The following is an 18,667-nucleotide window of genomic DNA, read 5'->3' on the forward strand; positions in this document are numbered from 1 at the left end:
GCCTTCACAAGCTGCCGGTTAACTAAAACTGACTATAACTGAATGAATAAGAACGTAAAGGCGAATAGGTGTCCCCTTTAAAAGTTGAAATTTTCGGGGCAAAAAATAGCTACTATTAGGTATTCTAACAGTCCCGGAGATGGCCGTCCGCTTAGCTGAAACCTGCCTGTACATCCGTCTGTATATGGCTGCAGAGCCATTACAGCAATACCGGATCTATGCATTTCCGGCGTCTAATTGACAATGACGGTAAATCCTGCATCATCCGGGGGTAAACATTTTTCATCATTGCAGGTCATGTAATGTATATTTCCTTTTACCTTAACCGGGCCCTTGCTTTTGAGCGTTATTTTTTGCTGGAAGATAACCTCATCCGCAAAAAAACTGATTTCCATATTGAACACTTTCTCAAATTTGGTCACCGGCGTCGGCTCTGTGGGTTTTCCATTCAACAGGAAACTTTTTGATGGTACGAAAGTGATAGTTGTCTTTACCGGGCCGCCCTTTTGGACGTTTTGCGAGTAAACATGCCAACCCTGGTCTATGCTTGCCTTTATGAATATGACGGCCTCCTTATCGCTCAGGCGTTTTGCAGCATAACTCCAGCGAACCGGGGTTAAGATCTGGGCACTTACAAGTCCTGTGCTGCTGATAAGCAGGATCAGGAACATTAACTTTTTCATAGCTATATTTCGATCTGATTTTATTTAAAACGCATTTTGATCCAGTCAGTAATAATCTGCAACGCCTTCGGCGAGAAATCACTCTTGATCTCGGCGTACTCCGCCGTTGTGCATTTAATACAGGGCAGGAATAAGTGATTCAGTCCCTGCATTATGTGAATTGTTACATCAGAATTTCCGCCCGCGGTTGGGAACTTTTTCCAATTATCCAGGTTCTCTTTATAAGCAACCATCAGATCTTTGTCCCCGTTTAATGCCAGGATGGGTACGTGTATTTTCGACATCGTCTTTTGCGCATCATACTTCAAAAAATAACGGTACCAGGGGCCAACTGCTGATTTTGACCAACTATAGATCGGAAAACGAAAATGGTCGAACTGAATATTCAGGGTGCTGAAATAGATGCTGTCTTTTTTTTTCCATACAGCATACGCCTCGTTCAATTTAGCTTCCATGTTCGTTGAATCAGCGTATTTGTGCGCGACGGCGAACATCAGGGTGTTCACGTCATTGTAACGCTTCTTATCGTAATCGGGAATAGGTGCGCTATTGACGATATCCTCATTCTGTTTAAGCAGGGACTCATATCCACTTGTGGCGAGCCCGGATAAACTCACTAAAAATTTAATTTTATTGGATTTAGCCGCCGCAATGGCCATTGCAGCTCCGCCCTCACTATGGCCGATCAAGCCAATTTTTGCAGAATCTATTTCCGGACGGGTCCTCAGATAATTAATAGCCGCGAGGGCATCATCACCAAAATCCCCTGTGGTTGCCGTTTCATATATACCGGTTGTTTGTCCGGTTCCGCGATCGTCTGTTCTTAAGACAGCTATTCCGTTTTTTACAAGCGAATCAGAGATAGTCAGAAACTCTTTGTGTCCGGCCATCTCACCGTCTCTGTTCTGCTTACCTGTGCCGGAGACAATCACCACGGTGGGGAAATGCTTTATCCCGGAAGGCAGGGTCAGTGTGCCCCCGAATATGATGGATTGATCAGCATTTTTGAAAGTTACCTGTTCTGTTTTGTAGTTTGATTTTTTGATTTGTGCAGTTCCGATATTAGTAATACATGCGCAGGCAGTTGCCATCAATAGCGTTTTCAACATTAGTTTTGTTTTTTTGTAAGTTCAATTAATTGTGCTATTTCATCTGAAAGCGCTGTTGCACTTCCCTTAAAACCGGAGGTCATATAGCGCACCACACCATTTTTGTCAATGATCAGTTTCAGCGGAACTCCTGAAATCTGGAAGGCCTTTGACACCCGTGCAAAAACTTCACCGGTGCCTTTTCCTTTGAGCATAGGATTATCAAACAGCACATTAAACGTATACCCGTTGTCTTTTAAATATTGCCTGATCTGTTGCTTGTAATCAGGTTCGGTTTCTTCTGTATCAACAAAATAAAACACCACGTTGGGATCATTTTTATAACGTTGCACTGCGAGATTCATGCCCGGAAGAGAGGCCTTGCAGGGCACGCACCAGGTTGCCCAGAAATCCATAACCACTGTTTTTCCCCTTAAGGATACCAGGCTTATTTTTTTACCTTTCAGATCGGTCATGGTCCAGTTCACCATGGCCTTATTTATCATGGTGAGATCTTCCTTACTCAACTTGGAGGCGGAAGCATTTTTTAACGACTGCAAATATTTTTCGAACCCGGCTTCTGACTTATATTTACTGATGTAGTTTTGCTTTAAAAGATCCAGCATAGGCGCGGAAACCTGATTTTCGTAAATGCTTTTGATCAGTACCTCGTTCACTTCGTCACTATGTCCAGTTTTATTCAAAAGAAAGACATAATCATCATTAAGCGATTCTTTACTGTAATGTTGAAATGATTCTGCTTCTCTTGCATATTGCAGTCCCTCCTCATATTTCCCGGCACCACGGCAGACACTAATGTGTTCCAGTACCATAGGAAAGAAACCGGCGATATAATAATCGTTATAGAACCTAAGCCATTGCTCCGGTGAGTAAGATTGATATGCCTCAGGCACATTGGTTTTAAACGCCTGCATGCGCTTAAGCAGTAACTCTGAGTACGTATAAAGGTATTTATCGTCTATAGACTGCCGGTGATGAGCGATCTGGACGGTTTTATAATAAACATTAATAACACTCAGATAAGGAAGCTGATCGATATAACGGTCGATAACACTGAAATCATTATTCCCGATCTGCAATAAAATCACCGTTAAGTAAACCCTGTTGTAATCTATCTGATATGCCCTATCAAGTCCTGCGTAGACCGGGTCATAAGGGTACTTTTTGAGGAATTCCTCACCTTGTTCCTTCATTTTAGCCTGGTCCTTCTGAGCTGCAAACGCTTTGTATGCCTCAAGTTTGGCAATAAAACTACCGGAATATTTTTTTTCTATCGCTTTTCCTAACGAGTCAGCCTTAACCGGCTGCTGTGTGTTATGCAAGATTTGCCAGGCACTGAGCATGTCTGTTTGCGGTGCATTTTTACGTGTCAGATAATTTACCACGGCGCTGATCTTAGGTGCGCTGCTTTCTCCGTATGCGCCATACATTGAGGTTGCATATGCGACAGCAAATGCTGATTTATACTCCGGCAAATGGTTTTGCTCCAATTCTTTCTGGAGATACATGGAAACGACAGTGTCAGTCACGAATTTTCCCTGGTTTAAGTAGTCCGGAATTTCGAAGCCATATTTCGAAGAGCGGAAAAGCCCCCATATGGCCAAGGCTCCCTTTGCATTCCGCGCAGTATCCTCTGGATTCCGTAATAATTGCGCATAGGGCGTCAGAAATCCGCCTGTTTGTCCTGAATTGCTATCAACAGAATCTCCGGCCATAAATTTAAAAGCGACCATCGCCCAGTTTTTTTGGCTGTTGACCGTTGCAGACCACTTGTTCTTTTCGGTAGAAGACAATTTCAGATCGATGCCGTGCCATCCGAAATCCGCATAGTAGTAAGCAATTCCCTTCACGTTGCCCATACCTGAAAGGGAGGTGCCGGATGCATCGTAGGCTATATCAAAGGACTGGCCTGCCACGACGACAGCCGGCGAGGATCTGAACTGCTTATACTGTGCCCGGGCAACCGAGATGCCTGCAATTATAAAAAATAGTGAAAGAAGCTTTACTTTTTTAAGTAACATGGTTTTTAGAAATTATCTGGGGTTTTGAACTAAATTCTTGTTGAATTTGAAATAATATGCAGCGATAGGGAATACATACCGGTTACTGTTTGGCTGTAAAACGACCGTTTGTTTATTGAATACATGGGTAATGGATTTTGCGAAGCGGCTTTCCTGGTTAAGACGCTTAAGGTCGGACCACCTGATCCCGCGGGCGAAAAGCTCCCTTCTGCGTTCATCCAAAACCCTGTTAAGCGCCGTAGCACCATCCGATGCGCTAAGCGGCTGGTAGTCTGCAGGCGCAAAGCGTTTTCTCCTGATCGCATTAATTAATGCTAATGCGCCGCTGACATCATTTGACCTGGCCAGGCATTCGGCTTTGATCAGCATCACCTCCGGAACGGTAACGCCACAATTGTGCGTATTTGGATATTGCAGGAAAAGGTCAACGCTGAATATTCTGCCGGTATAGTCAAAACTGGCGTTGCTGGCATCGGTCGTGAAATTTACATACCGGAGGTCACTGGTGCCCAGTAAATTGAGCAATTCGTCGCTGAGCCTTAATACTGTTGGGGCATAGGCCGTATTTACATTGGCATTTTTTGAAAAAATCAATTCCGGGTTATCTATGTTCCTGGGCGAATTTCCGCTCACCGTGTTTAAATCGAGGATATTGCTGTTAATGGCCAGTGTGCTGTCGGCAAAAACAGCTGCATTTTTATAATCGCTCATGTCCAGGTATGCCCTGGCCAATAAAGCAAAGGCTGCCTGTTTCGATGCCAGCGTATTGTATTTACTGGTATTAGCCATCAGGGGCGCGGCTTTTTTCAGGTCACTGATGATCTGGGCATAGATCTGCTGAAGCGGAACCCGGGGTAATGCCTGGTCCGTTGAGGGTGTTATCAGCAATGGTACCCCGGGGTCAGTGCCAGCAGTAGCAGCGTTATAACCTTTTGCGTACGCGCGGACAAGGCTCATGTAAGCGTCGGCACGGTTAACCAATGCCTCACCCAGGATCTGATTTTTATCAGCGGTTGATCCCTGGGTACTGTTGGGTACGCCATCAATAACCACATTGCAATTAAAGATAATGTTGTACATGGCGTCCCACGTATAATCATGGGATGCCGGGTCAAAATATTGTGCGGCCCAGGTATAAACATTATTGAAAGGGCTGTAAGTTGCCAGGGAAGCCTGTTGTGCGGCATCTGCAAAATCCACATTATCATCCCCAAAATCAGGATAGCCATTCCCTATATTGAAGGTACTGGTGGTATTCATGATATCGCGGAAATTTTCTGTTTCGTTGGGTACCAATTGCCCCTTGGTGCGGATATCTACATATTTGCGGCATCCGTTAAACAGGATGACGGCTATAATTGTCAGCGGTAAGTATATCTTTTTCATGTTGGTGATCGATTAGAAGTTGGCGTTCAGGGATAGGTTGTAAAGCGACGTTGGCCTGAGTGTCAGGGAACTGCCGTTTGAGCCGACCTGGAAATCCGGGTCTATCCCTGCCTTGTTCTTTTTCCATATCAGGCCCAGATTCCTGACTGTCCCCTGGATGTTCAGGCTCCGGATCTTTAAAGCCTCTAATTGGACCTGAGGGAAAGTGTAACCAATGGATACCTGACGTAACCGAATGTTATCGGCCCTCAGCACGTTGATATCCGCATAGGTATACCGCAGGTAACTGGTATAATTGAAATTGGAAAGGCCGGGCACATTGGTCGTGCGCTCATCGCCGGCCTGACGCCATCTTTTATCAATATCAGCATTCGGGCTATAGGAAATCGTTCCGCGGTTAACGTAATAAGGTATGCTGTTCCGGAGAAAAACATAGTCGAACTTATAGGAGATCTGGGCGGTTAGGTTCCAGTTTTTATAACGAAAGGTCTGGTTGAATGCGCCAAAGTATTTTGGGGCCGTATTGCCTGCATATTTAAGATCATTGATATCTGACAAAGGACTGGTTGAATTGACGATGGCATTGTGCTGATCGTAAACCTGGGTTTGTCCTTTATTGTCCAGCCCAGCAAAACGGTAACTGAACAGATACCCGATCGGGTAGTCCTTGATCAATCCGGCTCCGGTGGGCGAATTAACAATATTTACCGTATTGTCAAATCTGCTGTCGGTTACTTTATTGGTATTGAAAGCGTAGTTCAGGGTAACATTCCAGCTGAATTTATCGGAATGAATAACGTCGCCTCCCAAAGACCCTTCAAAACCTTTTCCGGATAAGGTTGCTGTGTTCCTGTTGAGCCTGGTAAAACCGTAAGTAGGGTCATAGTCAAATTCCGAGAACAGGTCACTGCCTTTTTTGATATAATATTCAAAGGACCCGTTCAGCCTGCCGTTAAAGAAACCAAAGTCAACACCCACATTGGTTACTTTCGTTGTTTCCCATTTCAAGGCCGCATTAGCCGGAGAAGTTACATAAGCTATGGGTAAACCGGTCACGCCGTCAGCGCCGGCCAGGGAAATGGAAGCCTCCGGATGAAGCGTTCTGTCTATGTTGCCGTTAAGCCCGTAGGTGGCCCTGAGTTGCAATGCGTTGATCCAGGATATGGATGATATGAAATTTTCTTTCGCCAGGTTCCAGCTGCCGCCCGCAGACCAGAAAGGTTTAGCCCGGTATTTAGCATCTAACCCGAAATTGTTGTAATCATCATACCGGATGCTGCCTGACAGCGTATATTTTTCCATAAAGGTATAAGCCGCATTGGAAAAGTAAGACAGGAACCTGCGCTTCTGGTCAGTATAAGCACCTTGGGTGGGCATGGTAGTAGCGTAGCCATAAATCGTGTTATAGCTGGAAGGCACATACTGTGCTATCTGTAATTGGTCATCCCATCCGTATAAATTATTGCCGTTGACAATATCATACGTTTGCCTGATCTCTGTACCGGCAATCATATTCAGTTCATGGCGCTCACTGATCTTATTCGAATAAGAAAGCTGCCCCCTTAAACTGTAATTGTTTCGGTTGGTATTACGGGTATTCAATATACCGCCATAGGGTACATTCACCGATAAGCCCGTAGCAGGATCATAAGATGTTGCAAAATTGGTAAAGTCGCGCGCGGCATAGGTATATTTATTGCTGAAATTACGGCTGCTTCCAAATGATTTTTCAATGGAGTACAGGACGTTTGCTGTCAATCCTTTGACCACTGGCAATGGAGCTGATAAGCTGAAATTACCGGTGACATTGGTTTCGCTATAGGTATTATCCATGTTTTGCTGTTCCTGCAGGTAGTTATAACCGTAATCCAGATAGCCTTCCCGGACCAGCTTCTGGCTGAAAGTTTTATTGAACGTCTGGTAATAACTGATACCGTTGCCCTTAGCGTCAACCACATGATCATACGGCATAAAGGGATTTATCCGGTTTACCAGGGGGGACAGTCCGATGCTGTTATATAATGATTTGAAATTGGCTAATTTCAGGTTCGCGTTAAAATCGATAACCTTGAAAAGTTTAAAAGTCTGGTTATCGGTCAGTGTAAACCTGGCAGTAGATGACCCGTTATTGATGGGTAACTCCTTGGCATAGGAAACGGAAGTAAAGTACGTGTAAGCCTCTCCGCCGCCGTTTACAGATAAATTGTAATCCTGTGTAACCGGGGCCTGTAAAAAGTATTTACCGTATTCACTATAATTGGTTGAAGCCCCAAGGGCGGCAAGGTCGTTATTGAGTTGAGTTTGCGTAATATTTCCCCTTTTTTGCGCAAATAGCAGATTAACCGCCTGACTTGCCCCCCGGGCGAAATCTGCAGTCGTATTATCAAAGATCAGGTTTTTGGTAACCAGTTCTTTTTCGAAATCGATCATTTGCGCTGATGTCATCAAGTTTTGCTTGTTCAGGTCCGGTTTTGATCCCAGGCCGAAGTTGGCATTGAAGCTTACCAAAGCCTTCTGATTCTTATGTCCTTTTTTGGTTTGTATGACGATGACGCCGTTAGTGGCACGGATGCCCCAGATGGAGGCTGCCGCCGCATCTTTCAAAACCGTGATCTGTTCAATATCATTGGGGTTAAGCGAACGGATATCGGTTTCTACCGGAAAACCGTCTACCACGATCAGCGGGTATGTATCTGCTTTAAATGTGCTTACACCGCGTATTGATAAGGTATATATCGAATTTTTCGTCTTTGGATCGCTAACCAATCCACCCGGATTCGTGTAGGAAAAAGTATTATCTCCTGTAAGAAAATTCAATTGCAGGCCCGGAACCTGGTTTTCCAGGCGTTGCAGTACATTAGCGGTTGGTGTTTGCTCCAGTTGTTTACTGGTAACAATACTGAAAGACCCTGTTGCCCGCTCTTTAGGAAGTACCTGATAGCCGGTCGACACCACAGTCACTTCGTTTAAAGCCCTGACATCCGAAACCAGCGTGACATCCAGTTTCCCCTGGTTAATTACCGTAATTTCCTGCTTTTTAAAACCCAGCATGCTGAACTGGATCACGTCACCCGGACTGACAGCCGGTAAAAGGTATCCGCCGGTTTCATTCGTTCTTGTCGCCTGGTTGCTGCCTTTCACCCAGACATCAATGTCTGCTAAAGCCTCGTTCTTTTCATTTCGCACGGTACCCCGTAGCGTGTAAGCAGCATTGGGCTGGGCGATGCCCATCCGGGTATCAGCCGGAGTATTGGAGGGACTATTAAAAAATGCAGCATTGCGTGCAACTATGGAATAACTGTTATCACTTACATAAAGAAAGATGAGGTTATTTGGATAAAGTACGTTTTTTAACACTTCTTCGAGGCCTTCGCCTTTCAGGGCGTTAACCGTTGTGAATTTATTCTCCAGCAATCCCTGTTCATAAGCGAACTTGGTTTTGAATCGTTTTTGAATAGTCTGTAATGCTTCACTAAGCGTGAGCCTGGTCTTGTTCTTATCCTGTGCCTTTGCCGTAGATATTAATCCGGACAAAAGGACGAATAGTAAACATACCGGTAAGAGGGTAAGTTTTTTTTGCATAAATGTGGATTTAGTTTTAATTATCAGGGGTTATTTTGATTTCAGGTAATAAACAGTATCCCGTTGCTCTACGGTTGCATTCAACAGATTAGCCAGCATGTATAGTGTTTCTTCGGGCGTCTGAAGTGAAATGGTTCCTTCGATCCGCTTTTTCAGCAGACGGGGGTTGTCCACCACGATTCGTCCACCGTAGGTGTCCTCGTAATTTTCAATAATTCCTGCAACCGTCATTCCGCTCAGTTCCATCTGACGGCTGGTCCATGCATCCGGTTTATTGTCGAGACTGCTCACCGGGATCAGCGATGCGTTTGCATTAACGAATCTGGCCGCATCGCCGGATTTCATGATCAGCGGCGATTTTCCGGAATTGATGCTATTTACACTGATGCTGCCTTTAAGCAGGGATACGAGTACTTCGTTTCGACGGTCCCTGATGTTGAAAATGGTTCCGAGTACCCGTACGTCTATTTTACCTGCATGGGCGATAAAACGGTCTCCTTTGTTAATCTTCTCCGGATGCGTGTTCAGGTGTTTTACTTCAAACAGCGCCTCGCCGTTTAACCAAATCTCCCGGTCCGTATGCCAAGCCCAGGCGCGATAGTAAGAAATTTGCGAGTTGGAGTTGAGCTTGATCACGCTCTGATCGGGAAGTGTTACTGTCATTTGCTCACCATAGCCGGTTGTCACCGATATCCGGGAATGATAATACCATTCGCCCAATACAAAAAGGCATAAAGCAGCGGCTACAGAGGCGCTCCATATCCTGATCCGTCTTATTTTCACTGAGCGATTATCAATTGTGTAGATTTCGGAATTGATATTTTCCCACAACCTGTTTTTCTCTGCTTCCTGATCAAATAAGGGTTTTGCGCTAAAAATGGTCAACAAATAAACCTTGGCGTCCTGATAGGCATATACATTCCCAGGTTGGGTATTTAACCAGGATTGCCAGTAACCCTCGTCTTCAGGGTTGGCATATTTAACCAAGCGAATAAAATCGTCGTCATTAACGAAGTCAGAAAAGGTATAAGAATCGTATTTTTCCATTTGCATGACCACTTTGAGCGGGTCTTTTTATATACAAATAAGAAAAAGGCAAATTTTACCCCATGAAAAATCAAAAAACTTTAAATTATTTTAACATTAATTTAAAAGCAATGATTTTATCGGAATAATTCGCACTTACAAACTAACAAAAGAAGGAGAAGGTCCGATTTGGAGATATTAAGAACCGACTTTAACGCATCAATCGCACGATAATTTAATTTATAAACGCCTTTAACGGTCAGATCGAGTAATTCTGCGATCTGTTCATAGCTCAATTCTTCAAAATAGCGCAGGTATAGCACTTCTTTTTGCCGCGGTGTGAGCTGATCAAGCGCCGTTATCAGCATTTTCGCTTTCTGGCTTAGATTTTCCTTTTGAATAAGTTCCGTTTCAGGATTAAATTGGATTTCGAAATTTTCAGCCGAAGATAACGCTGTTTTCTGCCATTTTCCGTTTTCCACACTTGCCCGGACGATCTGGTTTCTGAGCGATGCAAGCAGGTAGTAACGGACATTATCCGTTGTGCTCAGTTTTGACCTGCTTGACCAAAGGTTAACGAAAAGATCCTGGATACAATCCCTGACCATATCGGGGGCATTTAATTTCCGCATTCCGTAGCTATACAGATTTTGATAATATTTGGAATAGATCATCTGGAAGGAAGCTTTGCTACCTTGTAAAAAAGAATTCCAGATTATTTGATCATCCATCTTGAAGTACGGTGCCTTATGAAATGCGGCTAAATTGTAAAACTAAAATATTTTTAATTAAAGTGCTAATTGGCTTTTTTAACCGGATATGGTAAATCCCGTCATTCCGATGTAGCCACGTTAAACCGGAATCAGGCGATCATCGTCTGCCAATCTCCAATCAGAATTCCTGCCAAACTTGTAATCCTGAAAAAGCTATAAGAAGCAGGCCATGAATACCGATATTGATTTGACAAACAGATGAAACAAATACAAATATACAAATTGTATCGAATGATACAATTTGTATATTTGTGCCGATATTGTTAAAATGTTCTTAACTGCTAATCGTCTTTATAACAAATGAGATTTTTACTATTTCCACTATTACTCGTGATCTTGCTTGGAGCAGATCCATATTTTTACCTGGCGGTTAAAACCCTTACATCAAACCCGTACATTCTACAGGGTTACTGGGCTGTCGACATCTTTGTGGTCGCCTGGATACTGATCGCTCTTTTATTACCCTTCCCCGAAGGAATATCGAAAATTTTAAAGTCAGGTGCAATGGCGCTCTTTTTGATCATACTGGTGCCAAAGGCATTTGCCGTCCCGGTTCTTCTGATCGAAGACGCCATCCGGGCCTTTATCGGCTTTCCCCCCGCGCCGTTTGGCCGAGCCAAATTGCGCTTGCAATCGCAGCGGTACCTTTTTTTGGGTTTATATACGGACTTACCCGGGGCGTCACCGGTATACGGTTCACCGGGAAACCCTCTATTTTAACGACTTGCCTCCGTCTTTTCACGGCTTTCAATTGACACAATTATCAGATATTCATTCCGGCAGCTTTTCGAGCCGGGAAGGTGTGGAAAAGGGGATCAAAATGGTAAATGCGCAAAAAAGTGATCTCGTTGTTTTTACAGGTGATCTCGTTAATAACCAGGCCTCGGAGATGGACCCTTGGATACCGTATTTTGCAAAGTTGAAGGCGGCTTATGGAAAATATTCCGTCCTTGGCAATCACGACTATGGCGATTATATTAAATGGAATACAGAAGCCGATAAGCACATCAACCTGGAGCGCCTGAAAGAAGTCCACAAAGAAATAGGATTCAGCTTGCTGCTTAACGAAGCCGTACCGATTTATAAGGACGGACAAAAAATATCACTTATAGGCGTTGAAAATTGGGGTAAGGGAGGTTTTCATAAATATGGAGACCTGGACAAAGCCACTTCAACCGTCGCACCGGATGACTTCAAAATATTATTGTCACATGATCCTTCTCATTGGGAGGCAGTAACCCTCGCTCACCAAAACCATATTCACCTGACCTTAGCCGGCCACACGCACGGTGCACAGTTTGGCCTGGAGCTATTTGGGTTTAAATGGAGCCCGATTAAATATATTTACAAGCAATGGGCAGGCCTTTACGAAAAATTTGGCAAGTTTCTTTATGTAAACCGGGGTTTCGGCTTTTTAGGACTTAGAGGCCGGGTAGGGATCTGGCCTGAAATAACGGTCATTACCCTCAAGACTGCAAACACCGCGATTTAACCGATATCCGTGCTGCGCTGATTGTTTATCTGAAACTGCGTATATTCATCTCATGGCATATTTTCCTTTTTACCTCGGCCTGGTACTTGTTATTTTATTACTGATGATGCTGGCCAAGAAGCTCCGCATTGCTTACCCGGTATTGCTCGTACTTGCAGGACTTTTCATCAGCTTTATTCCTTTTGTTCCCCAGCTACATATCGATCCGGAACTGATCTTTATTATCTTTCTGCCACCTTTATTATATGAAGCAGCGTGGGCCATTTCCTGGAAGGAGTTATGGCGCTGGAGGAGGATCATCAGTAGCTTTGCATTTGTTGTGGTGTTCATCACTGCCCTTACTGTTGCAGTGATCTCCAATCATTTTATACCCGGTTTCTCACTCGCGCTGGGATTTCTCCTGGGAGGAATCGTATCTCCACCCGACGCAGTAAGTGCAGGAGCAATATTGAAATTTGTTAAAATCCCCAAAAGAATGTCCAGTATCCTCGAAGGGGAAAGTTTACTGAACGATGCGTCTTCACTCATCATTTTCCGCTTTGCCCTGATCGCGGTTGCAACCGGCCAATTTATCTGGCAGGACGCCGCCCTCAACTTTGGCTGGATGCTGGCAGGAGGAATCGGTATCGGACTGCTGATTGGATTGTTATTTATGAAACTCCATAAGTATCTGCCAACGGATGCCAACACCGATATTATTTTTACGCTGATTACGCCCTACGTCATTTATATCGCAGCAGAAGAACTGCATAGCTCAGGTGTCCTTGCTGTGGTAGCCGGCGGGTTGTTCCTTTCCAACAAAAGATATACCTTTCTGAGCAGTAGCTCCAGGTTACGCGGCAGTAATTTTTGGGAAAGTCTCAGTTTTCTGCTTAACGGGATCGTGTTTATGCTTATCGGACTTGACCTGCCGGAAATAATTGCGGGACTGGGGTCTGTCAGTATTTTAGACGCTACCCTTTACGGTTTACTCATCACGGTGGTGTTAATCATCAGCAGACTGATAGCCGCTTACGGCGCTTTAATCGTTACCTTGATTGCCAGGAATTTCATTAAAGTGGCCGATACAAGAAACCCCGGCCTTAAAGTGCCCTTTGTGTTGGGCTGGTCAGGTATGCGGGGGGTAGTTTCACTGGCCGCAGCACTGTCTATCCCGGTTTATTTACCTGGTGGAGCAGCATTCCCTCATCGTGACCTTATTCTATTTGTCACTTTTGTGGTTATTTTACTGACGTTGCTACTACAGGGCCTGAGCTTGCCCTACCTGATCCGGAAATTCAATCTGCCTGATGTTGACCAGGATACCAGCGAAGAGGAAATCGAAGCTGGTTTACGAAAAAAAATGGCCCAATTAGGACTGGAATACATCAACGGGCAATGTCCCGAACGTTTAAAGGCCCAGCCTGCATTGAGGCAGATCGCTGCTAAGTGGCGGCAAGGTGAAGACCTGGAGCATACCAACGCGATGACAGTGGAAGTCAAACAGGTATACCAGGAAATTTTAAACCGTCAGCGGGAATGGCTGCTGGAAAAAAACAGCAGCGAAGCCGGCTTAAATGAAGATCTCATCCGCAAACAATTGCAGTATCTTGACCTTGAAGAAGAACGGCTGGGGTATATATAAGATTATGAATAATCTTTTTTTTATTTGGAAGCGATCAAATGCCCGGCTGAACGATCAGCAGACATTTTATCGAAGCGTGTTCGGGAAATATTGTATGGCAATTACCTGCTACGTTTATTTTATTCGCTCCTTGCACATAATATCAGGATCGTTACCGTTATCGCTGCTCGTGATGAGTATGATTTCGGTTCTTGCACCAGTAGATCAAAAAAATAACGCTTTCCGGTTATTTGGGTGGGTACGATGCGCTCCGGCTTTCGATGACACTAAAACAAAAATACACTACCAATCGCTACGGCGAAAAATTCAAAGAAATTTCAGCCAAAATGACCACAAGAAATATAATTGGAAGTAGATTAAAAGGTTCTTCATAAAAAACACCATTATTTGTACTTTCACTAATTTCAAATTAGCACAAATAATGGTGTTGTAAAACCTCTTTACTAGTTGAATTCTACCACAAAGTCTTCTTTCGGTACACGTACCTTTTTCGCTGAAGAAAGCCAGTCACGGTCTGTATCTTTGTATCCAACATACATCAGCAATACACTTTTTAAGCCTAATTCTTTTAAGTTCAAAACTTCGTCAACTAATTTATTATCGAAACCTTCCGCAGGCGTACTGTCAACTCTTAATTCTGCCGCTTGTGCAATTGCCAGTCCTAATGCGATATAAGTTTGTCTTGCAGTATGTGCAAAATTTTCATCTGCCGTTTCATTGAGATATACACCTTTGATGAAATCTGTATAGTCGTTAAAACGACCTTTCGGCAATCCTCGTTCCTCGGTTGTAAAATCGTATACTGTATCTATTCGTTCAGCAGAATATCTGTCCCATGCTGCAAATACGAGTACATGTGAACAATCACGCATACTGTCCGGATTTAATGATCCTTCCGCCAGGCGATTTTTTAAATCCTGATTTTCAACTACAAGAAGTTTAAATGGTTGTAAACCGGAAGAGGTTGGAGCTAAACGAGCAGCTTCAACAATACTATCGATAACTTCCTTACTTACTTTTTTTGTCGGAATGTATGCTTTTACTGCATGTCTCCACTTTAGATCTTCAATTAATGACATATTTATTTATTATTATACTACGTAAAATCTTTACGCTTTAGGATTCTGATTTTCTCTTGCCAATCTTATTTTAAACAATCTCCTCAAGCTGCGATGCATTTGGTGCGGCAAGCAATTTATCACCTAAGAATGCAAAGAAATTCTTCACATAATCTTGTTCTAAATGCCATTTGTAGGTAGCTTCGGACGTGTAAACGCCAAATATTACCAGCACATTTGGGACATCTTTTTTTGAGCTTAGAATAAATACTTCAGTCCCTTCCTCTTGCTGAATGAGATTTTTAGTAAGAATAGCTTGAGTAAGCACTTCCTCAATAAGTTCAGGAGCTATGGTGAGCTCTGCATGGGTAACGATTTTATTATTTTTCATTTTTTGTAAATTTTAATTATTCAATCAGGATAGCTTTGCGCACTATGACAGTTTTTTAAAATGTCGAGGCATCAATTACATAGCGATATCTGGCTTCTTTGTTGACCACTTTATCCCAGGCATCATTAATTTCATCTGCCTTTATCACTTCAATTGTCGGATATATCTTATGCTCTGCGCAGTAATCTACAATAGCCTGTGTTTCAGGAATACCACCGATAAGCGAACCGTTTATATTGACCCTGTTGCGAGCCATCATGAAAGCGGTGACGCTTAATTTTCCACCAATAGGAATGCCCACCTGCGTAAAATTTCTATGAGGTTTCACTAATGAAGCATAAGCGTCAACATTGAAATCATAAGGTATAGTGGATATCATATAATCCAGTTTTCCGAAATGCGGTGCCAAATCCTGATCGCCTTTTACTACAATCACTTCTTTTGCACCATAAGCCAAAGCGTCTGCTTTTTTTGCTTCAGTAGTGGTAAATGCATATACTTCAGCTCCCTGGGACACCGCTATTTTTATAGCTAAATGTCCTAGTCCACCTATTCCCGCAATACCTACTTTATCTCCTTTTTTCAAATTGGCGCGCATCATCGGCGCATACGTTGTTACACCGGCACAAAGCAACGGGGCTGCATCTTTAAGATCTAAATTGGCAGGTATTTTTATTACGAAATGTTCTTTTACCACAATGTTATCGGCATAGCCACCCTGCGTAAGTCCCGAAGGCGATGTTTTGTCCGGTGCACCATAAGTGAAAGTCATTTTCCCGTTTTCACAATACTGTTCTTCACCATCTTTGCAGGATTTACATTCCATACAACTATCCACCATACACCCAACACCAGCTTTGTCGCCAACCTTGAATTTCGACACATTTTTACCGACAGCTGATACGATCCCCGCAATTTCGTGTCCAGGAACAACAGGATATTGTTGCGGAAACCAATGTCCCCTCATCTGATGAATATCAGAGTGACAGATGCCTGAATATTTAATATCAATCAGGACATCATTATCGCCAACCGCACGGCGTTCAAAATTCCATTTTGATAGCTTTGCATCAGCGGCAGTGGCCGCAAACCCTCGTGATTTTATACTGGGACTTTCCGTAAAATTGGCAGCAAATAAATTCAAGGCAGGTGCAAGTGCCAAACCCGTTGTTGCCAATGCAGTGTGCTGAATAAACTTTCGTCTCGTCTGAAAGTCGCTTGTTGGTTGTTCTTTTTCTTTTTCCACTGTAGAATGTATTGACTTATTGTACGGCTGTTACGATTCTGCTTTAAAAGGATTGTGCTTTTAAAGCAGAATTATTATTGCCCTATTATTTAATTACCCGCTGCTGGCGTATCCACGTTCCAGATATCCCTGTACATTTTCCACTCTCCGTTTTCCTGTTTCCAGACGATGATAAACTTCCCTACGAAAACAGATACATTATTTTCGATAAACAGCTCACAAACGCCTGTTTCAACTACCACTTCAGGTCCACCTAATACCTCGTTTGCCGTCAATTTTATAAAGCGAATTCCCATTTTGTAAGCACCATCGAAAAATGCATTTATCGCCTCTTTACCAGTTAATTTTGGAAAATTGGTAGGGAAAATGCTGCCGTCACTGGCGTAATGTTTTGCAAATTGAGTTGGGTCGCCTTTTGCAAAGTTTTCTCCGTAAGCAATATGATTTTCCTCAATAATTTGTCTTACGTTGTCTAATTTAAAATTTTCCATTTTTTTGTTTTTATAAGCATGGCATTAAATTGTTAGCCCGCTTGGGTTGTTTATTGATTTATTTTACTGTATTAAGAAAAGTATTGATGTAGCCGGCTGTTAGGTCAGGGTACTGATGATGAGGTCCATGTCCGGCATCCGGCATAACGATCAATTGTAAAGAAGGGGCTTTTCTGATCAATGGATACCAGTTATCTACTGCGAAAGAAATATCGTTGTCGCCTGAAATTACAAGTACTGGTGTTTTAAGTGTCGCGTAGGCAGCTCTGAAGTTTTCTTTATCCTCTGCTATTGCAGCGTTTGGCGCAAAAAAACGCTGTAAGGTTTCCATTTTTTCTGGCACTTTGTTCATATCCAACCTTTTGGCGATCCTGTCTTCTGACTTTCTGGCGGCGGCACGACTTACTTCAGATTTTGGCTCGAAAAACAAGATGACGTTATCTTCAAAACCAAGGTCTTTATTGGCCTTCATCCCGCTTTGAGCAAAGGCAGGCTGCATAGCGATTTCGTTTTTGCCCATTGCATTAGCATCGATAACCACTGTTTTCAGCACTCTTGATGGATAGTAGAACATCGTATATTGGGCTATCCAACCACCGTAAGACCAACCCATCACGTTGAATTTATCAATCTTTAAAAAGTCTGCAAGTTTGGTGATTTCTGTAGCCTGATCTTTCATCGTTAAAGGCAGTTCGCCTTTAGAATCACCAATTCCTGAATAATCATAAATGATTACCGTGTTTTCTTTTGCCACTTGATCAAGAAACAAAGGATCCCAGGTATCAAGCGTACCTCTAAAGCGATTCGCAATAATCACAGGTGTTCCTTTACCAAATTTGCGATAGGCTACTTGGTGATCAACTATGGTTGCGTATTGTGTTTGCGCTTTTTCTGCAAGATTTGAATCTTTATTGCTTGCCTTCTGCGCTTGAATGTTGCTTATTGTCGTTAACGAGACAATAGCCATGAGCATAAAATATTTAATAGTTTTCATTTTGTTTTTAATTAAAATTAATGTGCGGCCTGGTTTATAGCATTGAAAGCCGCCTGCGGATCAGAAAGGTATAATTGTCGCAGGCCAGCCGTTTGCCCTACCTTGATTTCATAATCATCAGTACGAACGCCTTCCAGGAACTCCTCTGCGACGGTTACCGGAGACATCCCAAACTCTTCACCACCAATTTCCCTGGAAAACTCGGTGTTTACCAACGGCGGCATCAGTTCAAAAACTTTGATATTGGTATCCTTTGCCAAAGTATGGCGCAAAGACAAGGTGTAAGAGTGAGCTGCAGCCTTGCTATCTGAATAAGATGGTGTAGCAGCAGCCGGTAAGTAGCCAACTACAGAGGTTACATTAACAATAGCAGCTTCGTCCTGAGCCTTAAGAATTGGAAGAAAACCTTCGGTAAGTCTTATCAGGGAAAAATAATTTGTAGCGAATTCTTCTGTTGCTTTTGAAAATGCATTGGCATTTTCAGCGTGTGTATATGCAAACGCCCGTCCTGCATTGTTGATTAAAACACTTAGTTCTGGATATTCTGCCGTAACCTGTGCAATTAATTTTTTAATATCACTTTCGCTATTGATGTCGCCAACAATCGCAACGGCATTATCGAGACTTTTTACCGCTTCTTGCAATTTACTTTCTGTTCTTCCGACCAGGATTACTTTGTTTCCTTGTGCCGTAAGCAATTTTGCAATTTCGAAACCTATTCCTGAGCCACCACCAGTGATCAAGACTGTTTTGTTTGTAATATTCATTTATTTATTGTTATAATTATTGTA

Annotated in this window: 16 protein-coding genes; 3 read left to right on the forward strand and 13 right to left on the reverse strand. The window is 43.1% G+C overall.

Features of this window, described 5'->3' with window-relative positions:
- Window positions 1–233: 233 nt before the first annotated feature.
- The 7 genes from DIU38_RS27535 to DIU38_RS27565 all read right to left on the reverse strand — a co-directional run bounded on the left by DIU38_RS27535 (window position 234) and on the right by DIU38_RS27565 (window position 10,538).
- On the reverse strand, window positions 234–683 hold the full coding sequence (locus DIU38_RS27535; protein WP_112652601.1) for a protein-disulfide reductase DsbD domain-containing protein: 450 nt from the start codon (window positions 681–683) through the stop codon (window positions 234–236).
- Between the two features lie 20 nt (window positions 684–703).
- On the reverse strand, window positions 704–1,792 hold the full coding sequence (locus DIU38_RS27540) for an alpha/beta hydrolase (RefSeq protein WP_112652600.1): 1,089 nt from the start codon (window positions 1,790–1,792) through the stop codon (window positions 704–706).
- A complete protein-coding gene (locus DIU38_RS27545) occupies window positions 1,792–3,813 on the reverse strand; it encodes a TlpA family protein disulfide reductase (RefSeq protein WP_112652599.1) in 2,022 nt (673 codons plus the stop codon). The genes DIU38_RS27540 and DIU38_RS27545 overlap by 1 nt, the downstream gene beginning before the upstream one ends.
- Window positions 3,814–3,825: 12 nt before the next feature.
- Window positions 3,826–5,199: a RagB/SusD family nutrient uptake outer membrane protein gene (locus DIU38_RS27550; protein WP_112652598.1), complete on the reverse strand. Its 1,374-nt coding sequence runs from the start codon at window positions 5,197–5,199 to the stop codon at window positions 3,826–3,828.
- A 12-nt stretch (window positions 5,200–5,211) separates the two neighbouring features.
- A complete protein-coding gene (locus DIU38_RS27555; protein WP_112652597.1) occupies window positions 5,212–8,781 on the reverse strand; it encodes a SusC/RagA family TonB-linked outer membrane protein in 3,570 nt (1,189 codons plus the stop codon).
- Between the two features lie 30 nt (window positions 8,782–8,811).
- Window positions 8,812–9,828 carry a FecR family protein gene (locus DIU38_RS27560; RefSeq protein WP_167516294.1) on the reverse strand — a complete coding sequence of 339 codons (1,017 nt, stop codon included), beginning with the start codon at window positions 9,826–9,828 and terminating at the stop codon, window positions 8,812–8,814.
- A gap of 116 nt (window positions 9,829–9,944) precedes the next feature.
- Complete coding sequence (locus DIU38_RS27565; RefSeq protein ID WP_112652595.1) at window positions 9,945–10,538, reverse strand: RNA polymerase sigma factor; 594 nt, start codon at window positions 10,536–10,538, stop codon at window positions 9,945–9,947.
- 342 nt (window positions 10,539–10,880) lie between these two features.
- Here DIU38_RS27565 and DIU38_RS34265 point away from each other — a divergent pair, with 342 nt between their 5' ends.
- From DIU38_RS34265 to DIU38_RS27575, 3 genes are read left to right on the forward strand one after another with little or no spacing between them, the layout of a single operon-like run.
- Window positions 10,881–11,300, forward strand: a complete 420-nt coding sequence (locus DIU38_RS34265; protein WP_244311241.1) for a hypothetical protein — start codon at window positions 10,881–10,883, stop codon at window positions 11,298–11,300.
- 31 nt (window positions 11,301–11,331) lie between these two features.
- Entirely contained in the window at window positions 11,332–12,072 is a 741-nt protein-coding gene (locus tag DIU38_RS34270) for a metallophosphoesterase (protein WP_244311242.1), read from the forward strand.
- Window positions 12,073–12,124: 52 nt separating this feature from the next.
- The gene (locus tag DIU38_RS27575; RefSeq protein WP_112652593.1) at window positions 12,125–13,696 is read left to right on the forward strand and encodes a Na+/H+ antiporter; all 1,572 of its coding nucleotides are present in this window, start codon (window positions 12,125–12,127) and stop codon (window positions 13,694–13,696) included.
- Window positions 13,697–14,139: 443 nt separating this feature from the next.
- Here DIU38_RS27575 and DIU38_RS27580 read toward each other — a convergent pair whose 3' ends face one another.
- From DIU38_RS27580 to DIU38_RS27605, 6 genes are all read right to left on the reverse strand, one after another.
- Complete coding sequence (locus DIU38_RS27580; RefSeq protein ID WP_112652592.1) at window positions 14,140–14,775, reverse strand: NAD(P)H-dependent oxidoreductase; 636 nt, start codon at window positions 14,773–14,775, stop codon at window positions 14,140–14,142.
- Window positions 14,776–14,845: 70 nt separating this feature from the next.
- Window positions 14,846–15,145, reverse strand: a complete 300-nt coding sequence (locus DIU38_RS27585; protein ID WP_112652591.1) for a putative quinol monooxygenase — start codon at window positions 15,143–15,145, stop codon at window positions 14,846–14,848.
- 55 nt (window positions 15,146–15,200) lie between these two features.
- Window positions 15,201–16,391, reverse strand: a complete 1,191-nt coding sequence (locus tag DIU38_RS27590; protein WP_112652590.1) for an NAD(P)-dependent alcohol dehydrogenase — start codon at window positions 16,389–16,391, stop codon at window positions 15,201–15,203.
- 89 nt (window positions 16,392–16,480) lie between these two features.
- A complete protein-coding gene (locus tag DIU38_RS27595; protein ID WP_112652589.1) occupies window positions 16,481–16,882 on the reverse strand; it encodes a YybH family protein in 402 nt (133 codons plus the stop codon).
- 58 nt (window positions 16,883–16,940) lie between these two features.
- On the reverse strand, window positions 16,941–17,876 hold the full coding sequence (locus tag DIU38_RS27600; protein ID WP_208057676.1) for an alpha/beta fold hydrolase: 936 nt from the start codon (window positions 17,874–17,876) through the stop codon (window positions 16,941–16,943).
- Window positions 17,877–17,893: 17 nt separating this feature from the next.
- Entirely contained in the window at window positions 17,894–18,643 is a 750-nt protein-coding gene (locus DIU38_RS27605) for an SDR family oxidoreductase (protein WP_112652588.1), read from the reverse strand.
- Between the last annotated feature and the right edge of the window lie 24 nt (window positions 18,644–18,667).

It is taken from the genome of Mucilaginibacter metallidurans, assembly GCF_003286435.2.
In the GTDB taxonomy this organism is placed as follows: Bacteria; Bacteroidota; Bacteroidia; order Sphingobacteriales; family Sphingobacteriaceae; genus Mucilaginibacter; species Mucilaginibacter gossypii.

Coding starts and splice junctions, on each gene's coding strand:
- DIU38_RS27535 (WP_112652601.1), bottom strand. CDS start 683: ATGAAAAAGTTAATGTTCCTGATCCTGCTTATCAGCAGCACAGGACTT.
- DIU38_RS27540 (WP_112652600.1), bottom strand. CDS start 1,792: ATGTTGAAAACGCTATTGATGGCAACTGCCTGCGCATGTATTACTAAT.
- DIU38_RS27545 (WP_112652599.1), bottom strand. CDS start 3,813: ATGTTACTTAAAAAAGTAAAGCTTCTTTCACTATTTTTTATAATTGCA.
- DIU38_RS27550 (WP_112652598.1), bottom strand. CDS start 5,199: ATGAAAAAGATATACTTACCGCTGACAATTATAGCCGTCATCCTGTTT.
- DIU38_RS27555 (WP_112652597.1), bottom strand. CDS start 8,781: ATGCAAAAAAAACTTACCCTCTTACCGGTATGTTTACTATTCGTCCTT.
- DIU38_RS27560 (WP_167516294.1), bottom strand. CDS start 9,828: ATGGAAAAATACGATTCTTATACCTTTTCTGACTTCGTTAATGACGAC.
- DIU38_RS27565 (WP_112652595.1), bottom strand. CDS start 10,538: ATGGATGATCAAATAATCTGGAATTCTTTTTTACAAGGTAGCAAAGCT.
- DIU38_RS34265 (WP_244311241.1), top strand. CDS start 10,881: ATGAGATTTTTACTATTTCCACTATTACTCGTGATCTTGCTTGGAGCA.
- DIU38_RS27575 (WP_112652593.1), top strand. CDS start 12,125: ATGGCATATTTTCCTTTTTACCTCGGCCTGGTACTTGTTATTTTATTA.
- DIU38_RS27580 (WP_112652592.1), bottom strand. CDS start 14,775: ATGTCATTAATTGAAGATCTAAAGTGGAGACATGCAGTAAAAGCATAC.
- DIU38_RS27585 (WP_112652591.1), bottom strand. CDS start 15,145: ATGAAAAATAATAAAATCGTTACCCATGCAGAGCTCACCATAGCTCCT.
- DIU38_RS27595 (WP_112652589.1), bottom strand. CDS start 16,882: ATGGAAAATTTTAAATTAGACAACGTAAGACAAATTATTGAGGAAAAT.
- DIU38_RS27600 (WP_208057676.1), bottom strand. CDS start 17,876: ATGAAAACTATTAAATATTTTATGCTCATGGCTATTGTCTCGTTAACG.
- DIU38_RS27605 (WP_112652588.1), bottom strand. CDS start 18,643: ATGAATATTACAAACAAAACAGTCTTGATCACTGGTGGTGGCTCAGGA.